This is a genomic window from Shewanella sp. 10N.286.52.B9 (genome assembly GCF_002873635.1).
Classification (GTDB): Bacteria; Pseudomonadota; Gammaproteobacteria; order Enterobacterales; family Shewanellaceae; genus Shewanella.
Map to the genome: position 1 here is coordinate 83732 of NZ_MCTY01000025.1, position 21730 is coordinate 105461.

Consider the following 21730-nt stretch of genomic DNA (forward strand, 5'->3'; position numbering starts at 1 on the left):
AGCCAGAGCCAGAGCCAGAGAATAAACCTATTACAGCAGCTTTACCTGCAACAGGTGCATGGGCAAGTGATGCATTTACGGCTTTAGTTAGCCAATATGATGCAAGTGCTGAACTACAGGCCCAGCATCTGAGTTTACTCAGTATTATTAGTCACAGTTACAAGTTACGTAAACAAGCTGATTACTGCCAATACGGCGCAGGTTTGACCCAGCGTTATCAGTTAGCTTATCAACAGTATCGCCAGCAAAACGCCACTGCTGCAGATGATAAAGGCATAGGCTTTATGCAATTATCAACCATGCTCAATGATACTAAGCAATTTGATAAAGCCATTGAAGTCTGTCAGCAGGCCATTGATTATCAATTAACAGATGGAACTGTTACCGGTTTTGAAGGTCGAATTAAGCGTATCGAGAAAGCAAAATCTAAAGCGAGTAATTAAGTGAATTGAATAAGACTAGGTAATTGGCTTTAACCATGATTTAGGTTATTAGGTTTTACCATGATCTAGTACAATGGCACTATCGTATGGAAAAGCGGACTTAGGTTCGCTTTTTTATTGCCCTAAAAGTGTTGAAACTGAATGTAGCTACTGGAATCCTGTAGCTAAATATTGAGATTAAAAGTGCAACTTAGGGTGAAAATAAGCATGCTTAAAGAGGTTTAAATGATGAATCGTAAAATGCGTAATACGCTGTTTTTATTCATGGCTATCATGGGGCTAACCGGCTGTATTCGTACCCCAGAATGGACACTGTTTTATTATGCGGATGAAGCCAAAGCGCCGCAGCAACCCATCAACGCCAAATTTATAGCAGGTTATTACGATACGCTTGAACAATGCCAAGCTAAAGCCAAGGGCATGCTGAGATTAAGCGGCAAAAACAGCCATCAACTGGATGCTAACCAGCTAGAGAATGCCACCGCAATACCGGTTGCCATTGATAAAGGCTATCAATGCAAACAGTTATGCCAAGTCAATGATGACAATGTCATTATCTGTCAATAAAACCTTGCCAGTAGTGAGTTATTAGCCTTCGCCATCAGGCTATTGTAGACCCAAGGAACAGGTTAAATGCAGTTTAAACAGGATTATTTTGAACAACTGGAAGGCTTTTATTCGCAGGTCTATCCATTGCCTATCAGTCAACCCCATTGGCTGGCTTGGAGTGATGACGCCGCCAAATTAATTGGCGCGCAAAGAGGCCAACTTAACGCCCAAGGTGATGATGAATTACTGCTGCAACTGTCAGGTAATCACGCTATGCCTGGGGCAAGTTACTATGCGCAAGTTTACAGTGGCCATCAATTTGGTGGTTATAGCCCACGATTAGGGGACGGGCGCTCAATTATTCTCGGCGAAGCGCAGGCAAACCCTAATGCTACAAGTAAAACAGCTAATAACGCGTCAGCTTGGGATGTGGCCTTAAAAGGGGCTGGGCCAACACCTTATTCTCGCAGTGGTGATGGTCGGGCGGTTATGCGTTCCGCGGTAAGGGAGTTTTTAGCATCCGAGGCCTTGGCGGCATTATCGATTCCGACCACCCGAGCATTAGCGGTGATTGGCTCTGACTTACCGGTATGGCGTGAATCACAAGAAACTGCGGCGATTACAGTGCGTTTAGCCAAAAGCCATATTCGTTTTGGTCACTTTGAGTATTTTTGCCATAGCGACCAAGGTGGTAAAGATAAACTAATTCAGTTACTAAACTTCACCATTAAACAGCATTACCCGCATTTAACTCAAGATTATCAAGGCTATAAAGCCTGGTTTACCCAAGTAGTAAAAGATACTGCTATTTTAATCGGCCACTGGCAAGCGGTAGGCTTTGCTCATGGGGTACTTAATACTGATAACATGTCGATTCTTGGTGACAGCTTTGATTTTGGCCCATTTGCCTTTTTAGATACTTTTAAAGAAGACTTTATTTGTAATCACTCCGATCCCCAGGGCCGTTATGCCTTTGGTCAGCAACCTGGCATTGGCCTGTGGAACCTGCAACGTTTAGCCCAAGCATTAACGCCCGTCATTGAGTCAGATGATTTAGTGGCTGTGCTGAATACTTATCAAGCTGAGTTAGTGCAGCAATATTTACTGCTCATGCGCGCTAAAATGGGCTTGAGTGTCAGTGAGCAAACCACGGCGCAAGCCCAAGAGCAAGATAAAACCGACTTAGATCTCATTGGCCGATTTTGCCATGTGTTACAGCATAATTTATTGGACTATACCAATACTTTCAGGGCGTTTGGTCAGTTAGACATAACCAGTGTCCACGCCAATATTAGTGATGAGATAATCGATAGACCCAAATTTGACGACTGGTATAAAAGTTATCAGCAGCGGGTTGGAAAGGTTGATGATATTGACCAATGGCAAGCACAGCGTAATAGTGTGAATCCCAAGTATATTTTACGCAACTATTTAGCCCAAGAAGCCATAGTGGCGGTGGAAGAAGGCGACAATAGTAAATTGTTAGAGCTGCATACTCTGTTAACTCAGCCCTATGCTGAGCAACCAGAATTAGACCATTATGCCAATAGACCACCCCAATGGGGACAAGGCTTAATCATGTCTTGTAGTAGCTAGTCAGTCATAGTCACAAGGTATTTAAGCAACTTATTTAAAGGAACATCATGTTATTGCGTTCGGTGCAATTAGATAAAGCCTCGCTGAGCATTTTAATTTCAGCAGAAATAGATTTTGAGCAGTTTGAAGCGTTTGCTGAGCCCTTAGCCTTGGCAATGGATTGTGATATTCGCGATCGCTTATGGGGCGCAGATAGGCACCAATGGCAGCTTAATTTTGAAGGCAGTCAGCTGTGGCTTAACTATGAGTTTTACGGCGATATTTGTTGGATATCAACGGAAGTAGAAGCCGATCTTGAAGTGCTAGAATATTTAATCACCTTGCTACAACCGCTGATCACTGCCAATGCGGTAAAGGATACACATGAATAATGACAATGCTGACAACGACTATCTAGATAATGACGAAGATATCGATAGTCAGGAAAAGTCGGGTAATGTAATAGAACCGGAATCACATCTTAACGATATCGCGCCAAAGGCTAGTGCTGACGAGGCTTGCTTTCATTATCAAGCCTTAACGCCTGATTTAATTCTCGATGCCATTGAGAGTGTTAACATCTATCCTGAAACGGGGTTGCTGGCGTTAAATAGTTACGAAAATCGGGTGTATCAATTTCGCTGCGATCGCGGTAATCGTTATGTGGTGAAGTTTTATCGCCCCCATCGCTGGAGTGATAATCAAATTCAAGAGGAGCATGATTACGCACTCGCGTTAGCTGCTGAAGATATCCCCATTGCAGTACCTGTGATTGTTGAGGGTAAAACCCTGCATGAATTTAAAGGTTATCGTTTTACTTTATTTCCCTCTATTGGTGGCCGCGCATTTGAGGTGGATAACCTTGATCAACTTGAAGCCGTTGGTCGCTTTATTGGCCGGATACATCAATATGCTAGTAAAGAGAGCTTTCAATATCGTGAGCCCTTAAGCTGCCAAATTTTAGGGGATGATGCGCTGCAATATTTACAGCAGTCAGGGCAAGTGCCTGAGGCCATTAGTCAGCAGTTTTTCACTGTCACGCAGCAAGTGTTGGCCAAGGCCAAGTCTGTATTGGCGCAGCATCAATTTCCGACATTACGGCTTCATGGTGATTTGCATCCAGGCAATATTTTATGGACCCCAGATGGCCCAGGTTTTGTTGACTTAGATGATGCTCGCCAAGGCCCTGCTGTGCAAGATATTTGGATGATGCTCACTGGTGACAGAGCCCAACGGTTATTACAGCTAGATGTATTACTTGAAGGCTATGAGGAGTTTTGTGATTTTGACCACAAGCAACTTAAGCTGATTGAGCCGCTGCGGGCATTGAGAATGATCCATTACAATGCCTGGCTAACAAAACGCTGGCAAGATCCTGCTTTTCCAAGGAACTTTCCATGGTTTGGTGATATCAAATACTGGGAACAGCAAACATTAGCGTTTAAAGAGCAACTTTCAGCGCTGGATGAAGAGCCATTAAGCTTGATGAGTTTTTAATTGAGTAATTGGCAAACCATAACGTAGATTGTTACAAATGATCCTGATAAGGTCTTGAGCATAAGAGATAATCTACATTATTATAGATTTAGATAAATTAGCGTTAACTATGCTACGGCATAATTGAGATTGCATACTAAAGGAAACAAGATGAAAAAAGCATTATTAATGGCTGCAGCGTTACTATTAGCCCCAATGGCGGCAACCGCAGCAGACTATAAAGAAGGTGTGCACTACACTGTGATTAACGAAGGCCCAGCCACATCAAAGCCTGAAATTACTGAGTTTTTCTCATTCTTTTGCGGGCATTGTTACAACTTCTCAAAAACTGTAGTACCAAAAATTGAAGCGACCCTTCCAGAAGGTGTGGCTTTTAATCAGGCACACGTTGAGTTTATTGGCGCAGATATGGGCGTAGAAATGTCACGTGCTTTCGCTATTGCTCATCAGCTCAATGTTGAAAAGAAAGTTGAACCAGCTATTTTTGCTGCAATCCATGACAAAAAGCAACGCTTCACCAACTTAAATGATATCCGTATGGTGTTTATTGCTAACGGTGTTGACGGTAAAGATTTTGATGCAGCAGCTAAGTCTTTCATGGTGAATGCGCAAATGTCTAAAATGAAGCGTGATACTCAGAATGCAAAAATTTCTGGTGTGCCTTCGTTAGTGGTTAACGGTAAATACCGTGTTGAGACAGGTGCGATTAAGTCTTACGATGAGCTATTAGACATCGCTTATTACTTAGCGACAGCTGACAAGTAACATGAGGGTTTAACCTCCCACGTGACAAAAGGAGCCAATGGCTCCTTTTTTGTATCTTTAATTTATTAGTGGCTGAAAAAGAGCAAAAAAAAACCGCATGTTTTAAAATTTGCATTTTAAAACAGTGCGGTGTTGAGCCAATTGGCTCGTTATTTACCCTGAGTAACGAAGTCACTTTACCAAGGTGTCAAAAAAATGGCAAGCGTCATTTTACTGGCTCGTTACATTTTGTTTACATTGAGTTATTTTGAAGCGGAAAAAGATCGATTTTAATGAAACTCTTTTGCGGTTTTTTTGTCCAACTTTGAGTTGTAAAATGAAATATAGCCAAAGGAGTCTCCATGAGAAGGTTTCCGGTATATGCACCTAAACTCATCGTTAAACATGCGCGAATTTTTTTTACTGGGGTGATTTGGGTAAAAGACTTAGGGTGTTTAGAGTTTAGAAAGGGGCGTTTTTTAATGCCGAAAAAAAGCCTGCCAAAAGTAAAGCAGGCTGTTTCTGAGCTTAACCAAATGCTAGTAGCTCAGCATGTTGAAACTAACACAGTTTAGCTTTCGCTATTGAGTAAGCCGACAAGGCCATTCACTTTATCGTTCCAAGAGTTTAGGTCTTGTTGCAATTGCTGATTAGTCTCAGTCAATTGAGCATTCTTTTGCTTCTCTTCTTCAAGCTCCATTTTTAGTAGCTCTGCATTTTCAAGAGTTGCCTGGATTTTGGCTTCCAGTTGGGACAGTAATTCAAGGCTCATATCGGGAGTCCTAATAGTTTCTGGATGGAATGCTGATTCTAGCAGTGACTGGGGTTTAAGGAATAGCCAAATTCGTTAAGTGGTTAAAAAAAGAACGACTTTGACTACTATTTTGTAAGCTTTATCCATCTGTCAGTGTGAGTGGCTTGTTTTAAGCTAAAAACCGCCACATCCTGTGCTTTTTCAGTGAAATGATAAAACTTTATTTGTTGCGGTTTACCATGCTTTAACGGCTAATTTTATGGTTTTAATTATTGTGAACTTCGATTGACGCTTAATTGTGCTCCACTTTATCCATTTGCTTGACATTACATCTGATGATTCATAGTCTGCTAGCATTGTTTTTAAGGTGGTAGCAAATGGACATCAAATATAATTTAAAGGCGGCATCGTCGCGTCGTACTGAGCAGTTTAAACCAGAAGGCAATGTAGGCTTTGGTAATCTCAGAACCGATCATATGTTTTTAATGGATTATCGAGATGGCCAGTGGTGTGACCCTCGCATTGAGCCTTATGCGCCGTTTGAAATGGCCCCGGGCGCCATTGCGCTTCATTATGGTCAGTCCATCTTTGAAGGTGCTAAAGCGTTTAAGCATGACGATGGTGAAATCTACACCTTTAGACTGGATAAGAATGCCCAACGTTTAAATACCTCTGCAGATATCTTATGTATTCCTAACCTTGCTGAAGACATTCAACTGCAAGCCATTAATGCGCTTATTGATGTCGATAGGCTGTGGTTTCCAATGCAAGATGGCGCATGTTTATATATTAGGCCTTTTATTTTTGCTACCGAAGATCGTTTATCAGTGAGCCCAAGCTTGAACTTTACTTTCTGCGTGATCTTAAGCCCAAGTGGTGCTTATTACGCTGATGGGGTGAATAAAGCGATTCGATTACTGATCAGTAAAAAATTCCACCGCGCGGTATCAGGCGGCACGGGGGCATCAAAAGCGGCCGGTAATTACGCAGCATCGTTAAGAGCGGGGCAAGCCGCTGCTGAATATGGCGCTGCCCAAGTGTTATATCTTGATGCGAACAACAAGCAGATTGAGGAAGTGGGCGCAATGAACCACTTCCATATCCTCAAAGATGGCACTGTAATTATCCCGACGTTTACTGACACTATCTTAAAGTCCATTACCTCGCAATCTATGCTAGAAATTGGCCATTTATTGGGATGTGAAGTGCGCCAAGAAACCATTATGCTGGACAAATTTATCGCAGATATCGAAGCCGGTGAAATTGTTGAAGCGGGCGGATTTGGTACTGCAGCCGTGGTATCGCCAGTGGGCTCGTACATCTTTGAAGATGGCCGTATTATTACAGTTGGTGATGGTGAAGTTGGCCCTTGCATCAAGCGTATTTATCAAATATTTACCCAACTGCAAAATGGTGAGCTTGAAGGACCTGAAGGCTGGGTTAAGCGTGTTGAGCGTGTCGCGCCATAGTTAAACTGAATAAATTCAGACAATAAAAAAGGCTCATTTGAGCCTTTTTTATTGCTTGGAGTATAGGGTTTAGCTGTGTCGATTTTTATTGAATCGCTTTAATGCTATGCTAGTTTTTCCTGCTGGTTATCTAATCTTAGCCTTGCTAAACAGTCCTCAGCAGTCAGTGGTTTACTGAGTAAAAAGCCCTGCACTTGATCGCAGCCTTCATGCTTTAAGAAGTCAAATTGCGCCTCAGTTTCAACGCCTTCTGCCACGACATTGAGTTCAAGGCTGTGGGCCAGAGTAATAATGGCGCTGGTAATAGCGGCATCATCAGGATCATCAATAATATCGCGGACAAATTCTCTATCAACTTTCAAGGTATCGATAGGGAAGCGCTTTAAGTAACTTAAACTTGAGTAACCAGTACCAAAGTCATCAATGGCAATGGTAAGGCCTAGGGCTTTTAGCTGGGCTAATACTGTGACTGAGTCTTGCGGGTTACCCATGATCATCGACTCTGTCAGCTCTAACTCCAGAGCGCTGGCGGGTAACCCTGATACCGCAAGGGCCACTTCAATAGTGGAAATAATATCGGCTTTAAGTTGTCTTGCTGATAAGTTAACAGCCACAGAAATATGCTCAAAGCCTTGTTGATGCCATTCAGCTAATTGATTGCAGGCCTGATCAATGGCCCAATGGCCAATGCCGTTAATCATCCCGGTTTCTTCCGCTAACGGAATAAATTCCACTGGTGAGATAAATCCAAGGGTTTTACTTTCCCAGCGCAGTAGGGCTTCAACGCCAATAATCCGCTTGGTTTTAATGTCAAACTTGGGCTGATATACCAGATACATTTCATTATTTTGAATCGCCTGTTTAAGGCCAGCCTCAAGCTCTACATGACGGGTGGCATATTGGTTTAAATCTTCAGTGTAAAACTGGAAGTTATTACGCCCTAAAGATTTAGCATGGTACATGGCAGTATCTGCATATTTAATTAATGAGGTACTGTCGCTGGCATCATTAGGGTACAAACTAATGCCGATAGAAGGTGATACGGTAATATTTTTATCATCCAATAAGAACGGACTCTTAAAGGCGTTTAATACTTTTTCTGCCACAACAGCAGCAGATTTTATTTTGCTGAGCCCTTCAAGAATAATGGTAAATTCATCGCCACCGAGACGAGCAACAGTATCGCCATCGCGCACCGAGTTTTGCAATCGAATCGCCACCGCTTTTAATAATAAATCCCCCACATGATGACCCATGGAGTCATTAATGTGCTTAAAGCGGTCTAAATCCAAAAAGAATAACGCCACAATATCTTTAGAGCGATGGGCTTTGGTGATCGCCTGATTAAGCCTGTCTTGAAATAGGGTGCGGTTTGGCAAGCTGGTGAGCGGATCGAAATTGGCTAATATGCGTAAGTCTTCTTCGGCTTTTTTACGGGAGGTAATATCAGTAAATACCGCAACAAAGTGGCTCGTTTCACCTTTAGTATCGATGACCTGATTGATCTCCAGCCACGCCAAAATGCCTTTTTTATCTTTAGTACGAATATTAATTTCGCCAGCCCAATGCTTTTTCCTTAACAGTTGTAATTCCACATTATGATAAAAGGCGCGCGACTGTTTGCCGTAAGCTAAATATAGAAAGTGTTTGCCAGCAATGGCTTCAGATTCAAAACCGGTAATACGACTAAACGCAGGGTTTACCGTGCGGACTCGATAATCCAGTTCGCCTACCACTACGGCCTCGTTCATACTGTGTAGTACTTGGCTTGAGAGTTTTAATTCATTTTCAGTTGCTTTTCTGACGGTGATATCTTTATGGGTACCGGCCATGCGAACCGGTTTATCTTGCTGGTCCCATTCAACGACTTTGCCGCGATCCATTAACCATATCCATTTACCTGGCTGCTTTTCTACGCGGTACTCAGCTTCAAAAAACTCAGCTTTTCCGGCTAAATGGTCATTGAGAAGTTGGGCTACCCTCGCTTTATCTTCTGGGTGGATATTGGTGATCAATGCATGATCGTCTTCAGCGAACGGTTGAGAGGTTAAAATATTGGTACGGTAGACTTTGTTGTCGCGGATATTCCAGTCCCACATACCATCGCCTGAGGCCCATAACGCCAGTTTAAGGCGCTCTTCTGAAGCGCGGATACTGATTTCAAACTCACGTTGTTTTTCACGCTTTAATTGCTTTAAATAAATGAAAAATGTCAGTAGCAACATGAGGGCGATACCATAAATGACGTACGCGCCTTTACTTAGGTAAAAGGGCGGCACCACAGTAAATTTGATACTAAAAGGCGGCTCTGTGTAGGGGTTATCAGTGAGGGTCGAGCGCACTAACAGCTCAAACTTTTTCGGCGGCAAATTGCTAAAACTGATGTCATTTGATTGATTTAACTCAACCCAATCATCATTGTGACCGACTAATTTGTAACTCAGTTGCTGTAACCCAGGGTAATTAAAATTCAGTGTACTGACAGTAAAACCAATGGTTTTATCAGAGTAGGGCATTTGTAATGCTGGTGGCTGTTGCAAATTTAATAATGGAAAATGCTGCTCACCCAAATGATAACTGGTTAGGGCTATTCTAGTGTTAGGTCTTTTAGCTGGAACCAATAGTGGATTAAATTGATTTATGCCATTAACGCCGCCAAACCACAGCTGGCCATCAGTATCGTTAAATTTAACCCCGCCGTTAAACTCCGCAGCTTGCACTCCATCAAATGGGTTGAAGAACATATACTCTAAACTAGTCGATACTCTGGCGATACCAGAATTGGTACTAAGCCACAGGTTTTGAGCATCGTCTTCTAACATGGCATAAACCGTGTGCTGCTTTAACGGTTCACTTAAGGGCTCAAATTGCAGTTGGTTATTAGTGGTTTCGATAACTTTATCGACGCCGCTATGGGTTGCCATTAATAAGTCACCAGCGGCAGTGACAATAAAATCTCGAATACGATTATCACTGAGTGTGCTAGTGTCGGCTGCTTGGCGACTTTTGAGAATGAGTTCTTGAGTGTCAGGTTTTAGTCTGACTAAGCCTGCCATTGTGCCGAGCCACAGGCTGTTGTTATGGTAAGTAAGGGACAATATTGGGCGCTTACTGGGGACAAATTCAGTCTGAAAATCAAAATTGTATTGATGAATAACCTCTTCACCTGGCAATACAAAATATAAGCCGTAGTTACTAGCAACCCAAAGTCGGCCGCTATCATCTTGAGCAAATTTACGGATCAGCAGCGAGTCTGAAGCGCTATTATCAGCTAAAGGCACAAATGACAGCTGCTGATCTGGCGTTAATTGTGCCAGCCCGTGATTAGTACCAAACCACAGATTACCGTCTTGGGTTTGGGTGATGGCATGTACAGTTAACGGGTACTCTGCTTCATGTACATTAAGGGCCTGAGCAAATAGGTCGTTGTAGTAATAAAAACTACCTTGCTGCTCATCAAATAGTTTTAAGCCTGCGCTTTCAGTGCCAATCCATAAACGCTGCTGATCATCACGAAAAATCGCCCGGATCATATTGGCCATTTTAGGCTTGCTAGGATGGAGTTCGTAAATATGGTTAAAATACACTTGATTGAGGTTAAGCTTATTAATTCCTGAGTAGCGAGTGCCTAACCATAGGTTACCGTCTTCTGCGAGCATGATGCTTTGTAGATTGTCTTCGCTAATAGATTGGCGACTATTGGGATCGTATTTATGGATGCGGCTGCGCCATGTATCACCAATTAAATCCAATTGAATTAACCCAGCGTTTGCGCCAATGGCCCATATTTGTTTATCACCATTGATGACAAAGTCTTTTATTTGATTGTATTTTTTAGTTTGGTTATTGATCCAAATTGTGGTTTGTTCGCCGCTAATCAGATCGTAGCTGATCAGTCGATTGCTAATCGCTAACCACACTGCGCTTTTATCATGACTGGTTTTTATACTATTGACCCGCAGGTTGGGTGGGATATCTAAGCGGATAATGTTGTTGCTATCAATGGCGTAAGTGCCACTGGCTTGGGTGCCAACAAAAATATATTTGTCATCGATATTGGCGATACTGGTGATATGAGGATCGATAGCATTATTTAAGCTTATTTTTGCTATTTTATTGGTATGCAGTGATAGGGTGAATAAACCTGATTGAGTCCCTATCCACAAACTATTATCAATTAACGTGAGTTTAGTTAGCTTTAAGTCTGTTAACCCTTGGGCACTCCCCAAATGAGTAAACTCACCATTACTGAGGTTTAAACGGCTGAGTCCTTGGGAAAAGGTTGCCACCCATAAGTCACTATCAGATGATTGCAATATATCGGTAATGTAATTGCCGGCAATACTGGTGGGATTATTACTGTCGTTAACAAACACATCAAATTGAATGCCGTTATAACTGTGTAAGCCATCTTGAGTGCCAACCCATAACATGCCTGAGCTATCTTTGAACAGTTTAGTGACAGAGTTTTGATTTAAGTCGTTAGAGGCTTCAAATTGTTCAAACGCTAACAGGTGATTGTCATTAAGTGGGCTAATTGCATAGACGGAAGCTGACATTGAGGTGAAGAGCACCAAAATGCATAAGCATGTTTTCAAGGCTAAGGAAAAACGTAAATTCAATCTGCACCTGTAATAATTATAATGGGTAAAGAATGATGCCAAATTGCACATTGTTAATTAATATCTAATTTATAAACATGCTTACAACAGGGCGTACCGCTAGTTTATTTGTATATGTTGCCAGCGATTTAAAGTTTTTGTTGTTGAATTATAACCATATTACGCGAGTAATATAGTTTTTTTCAAATTACATTTAAGTTTGCTGATTTTATGCTTGTTGAGAAACTGTTGTTGGCTTAACTGTTTTGATGAAGCTTGTTGGTTTAAAAACAAAAAACACGCAATTAAGCGTGTTTTTAGGCTGATTTTAAACAGTACTATTTGGGCGTAGATGTGTCATTAAGGTATTTTTTATAAATACCATCTAACTGCTGATCCTTCTCGAACCAAACTTGGTTTAACCAGCGCTGAAATTCAACTCGGGTTTCAGGATTAGAGAAATAATCTTCAGCATCCACTTTAGGTACTGGCATTTGCTCAATTCTGACCACAATTTTTTTAACACGCCCAGACATGACCTCATACAAAGCGCCTTTCTCTGTGTCAGCATCAGGATAAGCTAAGGTCATGTTAAGTAACCCAGTAAATTGCTCGCCCATTGCCGAAAGGGTAAAGGCAATGCCGCCAGCCTTTGGCCTTAACAAATGTTTATAAGGCGACTGTTGGCGCTTGTGTTTACCTGCAGTAAAACGGCTGCCTTCCACATAATTAATAATTGATGTTGGGAAATGCTTAAATTTTTCACATGCCTTGCGGGTGGTTTGTAAATCTTTACCCTTAAGTTTTGGATTCTTCTTGAGCTTAGCAGGGCTAGTTCGGTTCATGAACGGCATATCTAATGCCCAGCAGCCTAAACCCAGAAAGGGCACAAAGATTAGCTCTTTTTTAAGGAAAAACTTCAACATAGGAATATGGTTACGCAAGATATAGGTTTGCGCTGCAATATCAAAGCCACTGACATGGTTACTGATCAACAAATACCAGCCGCGTTCATCCAGGCCTTCAAGCCCCTCAATATCCCACTCTATTTTAGCAATGAGAAATAAAATACCGCCATTACAGCTTGCCCATGCCCACATAAAGCGGTTCATTAAGCGAGTAAGTGCGTTTCTTGCTGCAACTACAGGAACGAACAGCTTAATGACGCCACCAATACTAATGAGACCTGCCCATAGTGTGGTATTGATGATCAATAAACTGCTACTAATAAAAAAGATGACTGGACCTGGTAAAAAACCTAGCATGTAGCTAAATACCTCTTATTTGTTTTCTTCAGCCATAATGCTGATTTTTTTATCTTTTTCTTGCCAAAGTTGATTTAACTGAGACTGAAAATCAATTTTAAACTGCCTATCATTACTATAGTCACCTTTTAAGGTCGCTGGGATATCAGAGATGTGAATATCGACATAAACCTCAGTTAACTCGCCGCAAATATACTCCCAGTAGCTTGGCACTTTATTAGGGTAGTAAATGGTGACATTAACTAACTTGTTGATGTGTTCACCCATAGCATCTAAAGCAAAGGCCATTCCACCGGCTTTGGGCTTCAGCAAGTGCTGAAAAGGCGAAGCTTGCTTTTGGTGTTTTTGCGGATGAAAACGGGTGCCTTCAACGAAATTCATCACGCTGACAGGCTTATGCTTAAATTTGTTGCACGACTTACGGGTAATCTCAATGTCTTTACCTTTAAGTTTTGGGTTCTTTTTCAATTGTGCTGTCGAATAACGACGCATAAAGGGAAAGTCTAACGCCCACCAAGCAAGCCCTAATATGGGAACAAATATGAGCTCTTGTTTTAAAAAAAACTTTAAAAAAGGGATCTTACGATTAAAAACACGCTGAAGTACTAAAATATCGACCCATGACTGGTGGTTAGCTATAACCATGTACCATTCTTTTTCAGAAAACTGATCATCACCGCTTAGTTTTATGGTAACGGGATGAAAAATGGCTTCGATAACACCATTAACACTGATCCACGCACTGGCACAGTTATCTAAAATATAACTGCATATTTTACGAATAACATTAATGGGTAATAGTTTGAAAATACTAAAAATTAGAATGGGTGTAACCCAGACGATCGTATTTATGACATAGCAAATAAATGCTATAGATCCTTTAATTTTTGCTAACAGCGGCATCTAGCTCTCCTGTAAATGGAAGCTTATGTTACTCCGTGATAGCCTTCGGCTCAATCCACTGAACAATAATATCGAAACTTTTTGTGATTTTTCAGGTAATCACTCGATATTTTAATGCGTTAGCTATTTATTGTTGGCTCAAACGATTCATTAACCTGTCCATTGCCCTGTAGCCAAGTGCTTGTGCTATATGCCTTCTTTCGGTGGTTTCAGACTGTTGCAAGTCTGCAATGGTGCGTGACACCCGCTGAATTCGATGGAAACTTCTGACGGATAAGCCCAATTGTTGAATACTCTGTTCGAGAAACTCTAAATCGCTTTGGCTCATGGCTAAGTGTTGTTTCAATTGGGTTGGGCTTAACTGGCAATTAATCACGCCTGCACGGCTGAGTTGTTTTTCCCGCGCTAGCTGCACTCGCTTAGCAATGGATTGGCTACTTTCGCCTATTTCTTGGGTTTGCGTTAAGGTGCCTGCAGGCAGTTTAGGGACTTCTATCGTGAGATCGAATCTATCTAAAAATGGCCCTGATAAACGGGATAAGTAACGTTGAATTTGGTCAGGCGTTGCGCGAGAGTTTTCAACATCACCGCAAGGGCTAGGGTTCATCGCCGCGATGAGTTGAAAGCGACTAGAAAAGGTTACTTTGGCGGCAGCCCGCGAGATAACCACTTCACCAGACTCCATTGGCTCACGCAGGCAATCTAATACTTTGCGCGGGAATTCCGCAATTTCATCAAGAAATAAAATGCCTCTATGGGCTAAGGATATTTCCCCAGGTTTTGGCACGCTGCCTCCGCCCACTAAGGATATTGATGAACACGTATGATGTGGCGCTCGAAAAGGCCGCTCTAAAAAGGCTTGGGGTTTAATATTAAGTCCTGCAACCGAATGAATCGCAGCAACATCAATGGCCTCTTCATAGGTAAGCTTGGGCAGTAGCGGGATTATCCGATTGGCCAGCATACTTTTACCTGTACCGGGCGGACCAATAAATAGGGTGTTGTGACCACCTGCCGCTGCGATTTCCAGCCCTTGCTTAGCTTGGTATTGACCAATCACTTCGCTGAGGCAGAGTGCGTTTTCTGCTAAAGGTTCTTCAAACCATTCCAATTGCTGATCAACCAGTGGTAATTTTGCTTGGCCGTGCATAAAGGCTGCGAGGTTTTGCAAGTGAGCGACTAAGTGGGTTTGCGGGTAACCCACTAACTCTGCTTCATGGCGGTTATCTAAAGGGATGAATAATTCATGCTGTTGATTTTTAGCGGCAATAATAGCGGGCAGAATACCAATGCAGGGCCTTACTTGTCCTGACAAGGCTAGCTCACCAATAAACTCACATTGGGCTAACTGGGTATTAGGAATTTGCCCCGAGGCGGCCAAAATACCAATGGCGATAGGCAAATCATAACGGCCACCTTGCTTGGGTAAATCAGCCGGAGCAAGGTTTACCGTTATTCGCTGCATGGGGAATTCAAAACCAGCGTTTATTAAGGCACTGCGAACTCGCTCTCTGGCTTCTTTTACTGAGGTTTCAGGTAACCCCACTAAATTAAACGCAGGCAAACCATTACTAAGATGTACTTCGACAGTGACTTTAGGCGCTTCAACGCCACAACAGGCGCGGGTGTTTACACAGGCAATAGCCATTAACAAATCCTTTTGTTTTGTGTGCTGGAATTTAGTAACTATTTAGTTAGTTTTTAAGCTTTCTAAGTGTAGCAGCTAAAATCAACAGTGCGATTTTAGCTGCTGTTGATATTTGAGAGGCTTAAATAACTTCAAGAAAGGCTTTTAAAATAGGTTCTTGAGTGCGTTTTTCTTTGCAGCAACAACCTAATTGAAAGGGGGCGATATCTTGTGGTGATTCAAGCCGCTGTAAGCGTTCTCGCACTGGGCTATTTTCGACTACCACATCAGGACTAATACTGACGCCACAGCCCAAGGCCACCATCGAGGTTATTGCCTCTTGCCCCGAGACTTGCGCATAAATATTGGGCTTGAAGCCCATGGCTTTAAACCAATTATCAGCGCGGCGTCTGCCAGGCCCATGGTCGGGGACAATAAAAGGCAGCTGCGCCCAGTCTATGGGTTGTTGCTTAATCATGCTTTGGGCTTGGCATTTTATGGTGGGCGCATATAGATGCAGCGGCACTTGGCCGATTTCTTCAAAATGTAGGCTTGCAGGCAATGAGTCTGGCAAGGCGATAATGGCAACATCGGCGCGATTATGTTGGATCTCTGCTACTGCATTGGCCGCATCCCCCGTGTTCAAGGTAATTTCCACATGAGGGTGCTCACGTCTAAAGCGGTCAAGCAATGCAGGTAGGTGACTGTATGCGGCAGTGACTGAGCAATATAAGTTGATACGACCGTGAAGTAAGGGCTGCTCGGGGTCAATGCGGCTTTTCAAACTTAACCACTCAGCTAAGGTGTGTTCGGCAAATTGCTTAAATTCATTGCCCGCATGGGTAATGCTGACACTGCGATTGTCCCGCTCAAACAATTTACAACCCACTTCTTCTTCAAGGCGCTGCAATGCGCGGCTTAATGTTGACGGGCTCACATGGGTTTGCTGGGCTGTTTTGCCAAAATGCAGGCTGTCGCATAAGTGTAAATACAGTTTTAATGCACGAATATCCATGTTGTAGCCTTAATAAAATCAGTGTCTTGAAATCAATTTGTTCAGATATGCGGGATATATCAATAACGTTGCAAAAAGTGAAACGTAGTGTGCCGAATATATCATTTTGAGCAATCATGAGCTTACGCTATAGTGATCTCAATCACAACTTCTGGATAGTTTGGCTGCCAGAATGGAGTGTCTCAAATTTCTGAATTAAAGGTGGTATCTCAGATGGCTAACTATTTTAACTCTCTGAATTTACGTCAACAATTAGCTCAATTAGCACAATGCCGCTTTATGGATCGTACTGAGTTTAGCGACGGTTGTAGTTTTATTAAAGATTGGAATATCGTGATCTTAGGTTGTGGGGCACAAGGCCTAAACCAAGGTCTGAATATGCGTGACTCAGGCTTGAATATCTCTTTTGCATTACGTCCGCAAGCGATTGCTGAGAAACGTGCATCATGGAAGCAAGCAACTGATAACGGTTTTAAAGTAGGCACTTTCGAAGAGCTTGTTCCTGCTGCTGATTTAGTGCTTAACCTAACACCTGATAAACAGCATTCAAATGTTGTTAATGCAGTAATGCCATTGATGAAAGAAGGTGCCACATTATCTTACTCTCACGGTTTTAATATCGTTGAAGAAGGTATGCAGATTCGTTCTGATATCACTGTTGTTATGGTTGCGCCTAAGTGTCCAGGTACTGAAGTACGTGAAGAATACAAACGCGGTTTTGGTGTCCCAACACTGATTGCGGTTCACCCTGAAAATGACCCGAAAGGTGATGGCCTTGCCATTGCTAAAGCTTATGCAAGTGCAACTGGTGGCGACCGAGCGGGTGTTTTATTGTCATCATTCATTGCAGAAGTTAAGTCTGACTTAATGGGCGAGCAAACAATTCTTTGTGGCATGTTGCAAACTGGCGCCATTCTTGGTTATGAAAAAATGGTCGCTGACGGTGTTGAGCCAGGTTATGCAAGTAAGTTAATTCAGCAAGGATGGGAAACTGTCACTGAAGCACTTAAGCATGGCGGCATCACTAACATGATGGATCGTTTATCAAACCCTGCCAAAGTGAAGGCGTTTGAAGTTGCTGAAGAGTTGAAAGAAATTCTTCAACCATTATTTGAAAAGCACATGGATGACATTATTAGTGGTGAGTTCTCTCGCACTATGATGGCAGATTGGGCCAATGACGATGCAAACTTACTTCGTTGGAGAGCAGAAACCAACGAAACAGCATTCGAAAATTCACCAGTATCAGATGAACACATCGATGAGCAAACGTATTTTGACCAAGGTATCTTCTTAGTTGCCATGATCAAAGCCGGTGTAGAGCTAGCGTTCGATACCATGGTTGCAGCAGGTATTATTGAAGAGTCAGCTTATTACGAATCACTACATGAAACGCCATTGATTGCTAACACCATTGCACGCAAACGTTTATATGAAATGAACGTAGTTATTTCAGATACTGCTGAATACGGTTGTTACTTGTTTAACCATGCAGCGGTGCCGCTATTACGTGACTACGTAAAAGCAATGTCACCAGAGTTATTAGGTGCTGGTTTAGCTGCGGGTTCAAATAGCGTTGATAACAAGCGCTTAATTGAAGTGAATGAAGCGATTCGTCATACCGATGTTGAGTTTATCGGTGCAGAATTACGCGGTTACATGACTGATATGAAAGGTATTGTTGAAGCTAACTAATTTTTGTTGATTGTGTTGTGAAGTACCTGTTCAGCTACGTTTTCGGGCAGGCATCAAACTTTTGTAAAGTTAAAACTTGCATAAAGTAGAAACAATCAATCAAAAGCTTAGGGTGGTTATCACGGATTTGTGTTGACCATCATAGCTTTAGATTTTGTTGTTGTTTGCATTGTCTCGGCAGGGAAGCTGAATTTTTTTTTGACAACACAATTTTATGTTGTGTTTATAAATCGCTTTATGGTACTCCTATAAAGGATGAATTATAAACAGTCTGGCAAAGTGCGAGACCTTATAGCAACATTAACAAATATTTTTTATGACATTTTTAGGATTCAGTCATTTATGTTTAACCAAGCTGCCCAGCTCATTATTGTGATTATTACCGTCGTGATTATTAAATCACCGCGGGGGTGGAGTTTGGCAAAAAGACTGAGTTAGAAAGTCAACATTTGCAAAAACCCCCGCTCCGAAAGGAACGGGGGTTTTTTAGTTTTAGGGCTGCAAATACTGGGCACATTAACAATACAGAGCGTGAGAGATGCATATGGAATCAGGGCAAAAAATGAGAGGCGCGGACGCAGTCATTAAAGTATTGGCCGCACATGGTGCAACCACAGTATTTGGTTACCCAGGTGGCGCTATTATGCCAATTTATGATGCTCTGTATGGTAGCCCTGTTACCCACCTGCTGAGTCGCCATGAGCAAGGCGCTGCATTTGCCGCTGTGGGTTATGCTAGAGCCAGCGGTAAAACGGGAGTCTGTTTTGCCACATCAGGCCCAGGTGCGACTAATTTAATCACCTCGCTTGCTGATGCATTACTGGATTCTGTGCCTTTGGTGGCGATTACAGGCCAAGTGTCAACGGCAGTGATTGGCACTGACGCTTTTCAAGAAATTGATGTTCTTGGTATGTCATTATCGTGCACCAAACACAGCTTTATGGTGACGGATATCAATGAGCTTATCCCGACGCTTTATAAAGCCTTTGAAATTGCCGCATCTGGCAGGCCCGGCCCTGTGTTAGTTGATATTCCCAAAGATATCCAAATAGCTGAGCTTGAATACAAAACTCCAATACTCAGCTTTACTGAAGAACCCGCAGCTGAGCTAAGCGCGATAGATGCTGCTAAAGCTTTAATACAACAAGCTAAAAAGCCTATTTTGTATGTTGGCGGCGGGGTAGGTATGGCGGGAGCAGTTGATCATTTACGTCAATTTATCAATGAAACGGGTATGCCTTCAGTGGCGACCTTAAAAGGTCTTGGCAGTATTGAACATGGCTGCAAAGGTTACTTAGGTATGCTCGGTATGCATGGTGGTAAAGCGGCAAACTTAGCCGTGCAAGCCTGTGATTTATTGATTGTCGTTGGCGCAAGATTTGATGATCGGGTCACCGGGCGATTAGCCACCTTTGCTCAAGATGCCAAAGTGCTGCACCTTGATATCGATATCGCAGAAATCAATAAGCTCCGCCAAGCTGATGTATCTATTTCAGCAGATTTAAGACAGGTGTTACCCGCGTTATCAATGCCGCTTTCATTAGCGCCATGGCAGCAAGAAATTGAAGATTTATATCAGCAACACCAATGGGATTATCAACATCCGGGTGAATTGATTTATGCTCCAGCAATGTTACGTCGACTAGCAAACAAATTACCAGAAGACAGTGTTGTCAGCTGCGATGTGGGCCAACACCAAATGTGGGTGGCACAGCATATGTGGTTTCGCCGTCCTGAAGATCATTTATCCAGTGCAGGTCTTGGCACTATGGGCTTTGGTTTACCCGCTGCTATTGGCGCACAAGTGGCGCGTCCAAATGCCACAGTGGTGACGGTATCTGGTGATGGTTCATTTATGATGAACGTTCAAGAGCTCACCACAATTAAGCGCCGCAAATTGCCGGTAAAAATATTACTGATTGATAATCAAAAATTGGGCATGGTTAAGCAGTGGCAACAACTGTTTTTTGAACAACGTTATAGCGAAACCGATTTATCAGATAACCCAGACTTTGTGTTAATGGCGTCGGCTTTTGATATTCCTGGCAGAACTATTCATCACGCCGATCAAGTCGAAGCCGCACTCGATGAAATGTTAAATACCCCAGGACCTTTCATGCTACACGTAGCCATTGATGATGCGTTTAACGTGTGGCCATTGGTTCCGCCAGGGGCATGTAATAGCGACATGATGGATCAAATGGAGAAGCAAACATGATGCATTCAGTTGAATTAACCTTACACAACCAACCGGAAGTAATGGAGCGAGTGCTGAGAGTGACTCGTCATCGGGGCTTTAGCATTATCAATATGAATATGCAGCTCAACGAGGCAGGTAGCGTCACACTGCATTTTGATGTCAAAAGTGAGCGAGTGATTGAATTGCTTACCCATCAATTAAATAAACTCATTGATGTCATCGATTGCCAAGCAGTGACTGTGCCTGCCGCTATCGATGTTAATACACCAATATTCGCAGCAGCTAGTCAAAAGACGACCGCGCAAGCATAAACAATTTCATCGATATAGATTAAGGGACAGACTATGGCAGCGACACAATCAGAACTTATATGGTTTAACGGTGAAATTATGCCTTGGCAAGATGCTAAGGTACACGTGATGACACATGCAATGCATTATGGCTCTTCAGTATTTGAAGGTATTCGCATTTATGATACTCATCTAGGCCCAGCAGGGTTTAGGCTAACCGACCACGTGCAGCGTTTATTTGATTCCGCCAAAATTTATCGAATGAATGTGCCTTTTAGCTTTGAGCAAGTCATGCAAGCTTGCAGTGATTCTGTGCTAAAAAATAACTTACCCAGCGCTTATATTCGTCCATTAATATTTATGGGTGATGTAGGGATGGGGATCACCCCGCCAATTGACGCACAATGTGATATGGTCGTAGCGGCTTTTTCGTGGGGCGCCTACCTTGGCGAAGAGAGCATGGATGCCGGCGTTGATGTCGCAGTGACATCATGGCAGCGCCTAGCACCTAATACCATACCGACAGGGGCAAAGGCCGGCGGTAATTATTTATCATCACAGCTAATTTCTACAGAAGCAAAGCGTAACGGTTTTGATGAAGGTATCGCATTAGATACTAACGGTTTAGTTAGTGAAGGCGCTGGGGCCAATTTGTTTATTGTCAAAAATGGCAAAATATATACCCCGCCTGCAACCGCAGCCATCTTAAAAGGCATTACCCGTGACACGATTATGGTGTTAGCCAAAGAGCTCGGATACGAAGTGATTGAAGAAGCCATGGCGCGGGAATTTTTATATGTTGCTGACGAAATCTTCATGACCGGCACCGCCGCAGAAATAGTGCCAGTAAGAAGCGTTGACCGTATTGAGGTTGGCGCAGGCAAACGTGGCCCAGTGACACAACAAATACAACAAAGTTTCTTTGGTTTATTTAACGGAGAGACAGAAGATAAGTGGGGCTGGCTAGAGCCGCTAACTCAATAGCCTTGAGCTTAATAAGCAGCCTTGAGCTAAATCAAGAGTTATGAGCTAAATAAACAGCTTCAATCCATTTAAAATAATTATAAATTAAACGACTATTACAATTTGAATCAGTTTACTTT

The 21730-nt window shown here is 42.6% G+C and carries 17 protein-coding genes and 1 pseudogene; 12 read left to right on the forward strand and 6 right to left on the reverse strand.

The features are described 5' to 3' along the window. The 7 genes and pseudogenes from BCU91_RS20335 to BCU91_RS02635 form a co-directional block, all read left to right on the forward strand. Window positions 1–443, forward strand: a pseudogene (locus tag BCU91_RS20335) (hypothetical protein); the annotation flags it as partial. Window positions 444–668: 225 nt separating this feature from the next. Further along, window positions 669–1010, forward strand: coding sequence for a hypothetical protein (locus BCU91_RS02605; protein WP_102440083.1), 342 nt, complete (start codon window positions 669–671; stop codon window positions 1008–1010). A 66-nt stretch (window positions 1011–1076) separates the two neighbouring features. Further along, entirely contained in the window at window positions 1077–2588 is a 1512-nt protein-coding gene (locus BCU91_RS02610; RefSeq protein WP_102440082.1) for a protein adenylyltransferase SelO, read from the forward strand. Window positions 2589–2635: 47 nt separating this feature from the next. Beyond that, a complete protein-coding gene (locus BCU91_RS02615) occupies window positions 2636–2959 on the forward strand; it encodes a DUF3630 family protein (protein ID WP_102440081.1) in 324 nt (107 codons plus the stop codon). Continuing rightward, window positions 2952–4064 (forward strand): serine/threonine protein kinase, encoded by a 1113-nt coding sequence (locus BCU91_RS02620; RefSeq protein ID WP_102440080.1) that lies wholly within the window; start codon window positions 2952–2954, stop codon window positions 4062–4064. Before BCU91_RS02615 ends, BCU91_RS02620 begins: the two co-directional genes overlap by 8 nt. Before the next feature lie 150 nt (window positions 4065–4214). Next, window positions 4215–4829, forward strand: a complete 615-nt coding sequence (locus tag BCU91_RS02625) for a thiol:disulfide interchange protein DsbA/DsbL (protein ID WP_102440079.1) — start codon at window positions 4215–4217, stop codon at window positions 4827–4829. Between the two features lie 341 nt (window positions 4830–5170). Then, window positions 5171–5383: a DUF1107 domain-containing protein gene (locus BCU91_RS02635; RefSeq protein WP_102530838.1), complete on the forward strand. Its 213-nt coding sequence runs from the start codon at window positions 5171–5173 to the stop codon at window positions 5381–5383. Here BCU91_RS02635 and zapB read toward each other — a convergent pair. Then, window positions 5380–5580, reverse strand: coding sequence for a cell division protein ZapB (zapB, locus tag BCU91_RS02640; RefSeq protein ID WP_055026159.1), 201 nt, complete (start codon window positions 5578–5580; stop codon window positions 5380–5382). The genes BCU91_RS02635 and zapB overlap by 4 nt on opposite strands. Before the next feature lie 359 nt (window positions 5581–5939). Between zapB and BCU91_RS02645 the strand changes: the two genes are divergently transcribed. Continuing rightward, entirely contained in the window at window positions 5940–7031 is a 1092-nt protein-coding gene (locus BCU91_RS02645) for a branched-chain amino acid aminotransferase (protein WP_102530839.1), read from the forward strand. Between the two features lie 104 nt (window positions 7032–7135). Here the strand turns inward: BCU91_RS02645 and BCU91_RS02650 are convergent, their stop codons facing one another. The 5 genes from BCU91_RS02650 to ilvY form a co-directional block, all read right to left on the reverse strand. Beyond that, window positions 7136–11590: an EAL domain-containing protein gene (locus BCU91_RS02650; RefSeq protein ID WP_241904021.1), complete on the reverse strand. Its 4455-nt coding sequence runs from the start codon at window positions 11588–11590 to the stop codon at window positions 7136–7138. 380 nt (window positions 11591–11970) lie between these two features. Then, complete coding sequence (locus BCU91_RS02655; RefSeq protein ID WP_102530841.1) at window positions 11971–12897, reverse strand: acyltransferase; 927 nt, start codon at window positions 12895–12897, stop codon at window positions 11971–11973. 15 nt (window positions 12898–12912) lie between these two features. After that, window positions 12913–13800 carry an acyltransferase gene (locus tag BCU91_RS02660; RefSeq protein WP_102440073.1) on the reverse strand — a complete coding sequence of 296 codons (888 nt, stop codon included), beginning with the start codon at window positions 13798–13800 and terminating at the stop codon, window positions 12913–12915. Between the two features lie 127 nt (window positions 13801–13927). Continuing rightward, window positions 13928–15448 carry a YifB family Mg chelatase-like AAA ATPase gene (locus BCU91_RS02665; protein WP_102440072.1) on the reverse strand — a complete coding sequence of 507 codons (1521 nt, stop codon included), beginning with the start codon at window positions 15446–15448 and terminating at the stop codon, window positions 13928–13930. Between the two features lie 121 nt (window positions 15449–15569). Next, a complete protein-coding gene (ilvY, locus tag BCU91_RS02670; protein ID WP_102440071.1) occupies window positions 15570–16442 on the reverse strand; it encodes an HTH-type transcriptional activator IlvY in 873 nt (290 codons plus the stop codon). 213 nt (window positions 16443–16655) lie between these two features. Here ilvY and ilvC point away from each other — a divergent pair, with 213 nt between their 5' ends. The 4 genes from ilvC (at window position 16656) to BCU91_RS02695 (ending at window position 21611) form a co-directional block, all read left to right on the forward strand. Next, a complete protein-coding gene (ilvC, locus tag BCU91_RS02675) occupies window positions 16656–18137 on the forward strand; it encodes a ketol-acid reductoisomerase (RefSeq protein WP_102475781.1) in 1482 nt (493 codons plus the stop codon). Window positions 18138–18681: 544 nt separating this feature from the next. Then, window positions 18682–20355, forward strand: a complete 1674-nt coding sequence (gene ilvG, locus BCU91_RS02685; protein ID WP_102519703.1) for an acetolactate synthase 2 catalytic subunit — start codon at window positions 18682–18684, stop codon at window positions 20353–20355. Then, window positions 20352–20648, forward strand: a complete 297-nt coding sequence (gene ilvM, locus BCU91_RS02690; protein WP_102475779.1) for an acetolactate synthase 2 small subunit — start codon at window positions 20352–20354, stop codon at window positions 20646–20648. The genes ilvG and ilvM overlap by 4 nt, the downstream gene beginning before the upstream one ends. A gap of 33 nt (window positions 20649–20681) precedes the next feature. Continuing rightward, window positions 20682–21611, forward strand: coding sequence for a branched-chain amino acid transaminase (locus BCU91_RS02695; RefSeq protein WP_102440068.1), 930 nt, complete (start codon window positions 20682–20684; stop codon window positions 21609–21611). Window positions 21612–21730: the final 119 nt, after the last annotated feature.

Excerpts from the sequence above, each read along its gene's own strand:
- ilvG (WP_102519703.1), top strand. The coding sequence starts at position 18,682 with ATGGAATCAGGGCAAAAAATGAGAGGCGCGGACGCAGTCATTAAAGTA.
- zapB (WP_055026159.1), bottom strand. The coding sequence starts at position 5,580 with ATGAGCCTTGAATTACTGTCCCAACTGGAAGCCAAAATCCAGGCAACT.
- BCU91_RS02665 (WP_102440072.1), bottom strand. The coding sequence starts at position 15,448 with ATGGCTATTGCCTGTGTAAACACCCGCGCCTGTTGTGGCGTTGAAGCG.
- ilvC (WP_102475781.1), top strand. The coding sequence starts at position 16,656 with ATGGCTAACTATTTTAACTCTCTGAATTTACGTCAACAATTAGCTCAA.
- ilvY (WP_102440071.1), bottom strand. The coding sequence starts at position 16,442 with ATGGATATTCGTGCATTAAAACTGTATTTACACTTATGCGACAGCCTG.
- BCU91_RS02695 (WP_102440068.1), top strand. The coding sequence starts at position 20,682 with ATGGCAGCGACACAATCAGAACTTATATGGTTTAACGGTGAAATTATG.
- BCU91_RS02635 (WP_102530838.1), top strand. The coding sequence starts at position 5,171 with ATGAGAAGGTTTCCGGTATATGCACCTAAACTCATCGTTAAACATGCG.
- BCU91_RS02605 (WP_102440083.1), top strand. The coding sequence starts at position 669 with ATGATGAATCGTAAAATGCGTAATACGCTGTTTTTATTCATGGCTATC.
- BCU91_RS02620 (WP_102440080.1), top strand. The coding sequence starts at position 2,952 with ATGAATAATGACAATGCTGACAACGACTATCTAGATAATGACGAAGAT.
- BCU91_RS02610 (WP_102440082.1), top strand. The coding sequence starts at position 1,077 with ATGCAGTTTAAACAGGATTATTTTGAACAACTGGAAGGCTTTTATTCG.
- BCU91_RS02660 (WP_102440073.1), bottom strand. The coding sequence starts at position 13,800 with ATGCCGCTGTTAGCAAAAATTAAAGGATCTATAGCATTTATTTGCTAT.
- BCU91_RS02645 (WP_102530839.1), top strand. The coding sequence starts at position 5,940 with ATGGACATCAAATATAATTTAAAGGCGGCATCGTCGCGTCGTACTGAG.
- BCU91_RS02615 (WP_102440081.1), top strand. The coding sequence starts at position 2,636 with ATGTTATTGCGTTCGGTGCAATTAGATAAAGCCTCGCTGAGCATTTTA.
- ilvM (WP_102475779.1), top strand. The coding sequence starts at position 20,352 with ATGATGCATTCAGTTGAATTAACCTTACACAACCAACCGGAAGTAATG.
- BCU91_RS02650 (WP_241904021.1), bottom strand. The coding sequence starts at position 11,590 with ATGTCAGCTTCCGTCTATGCAATTAGCCCACTTAATGACAATCACCTG.
- BCU91_RS02625 (WP_102440079.1), top strand. The coding sequence starts at position 4,215 with ATGAAAAAAGCATTATTAATGGCTGCAGCGTTACTATTAGCCCCAATG.
- BCU91_RS02655 (WP_102530841.1), bottom strand. The coding sequence starts at position 12,897 with ATGCTAGGTTTTTTACCAGGTCCAGTCATCTTTTTTATTAGTAGCAGT.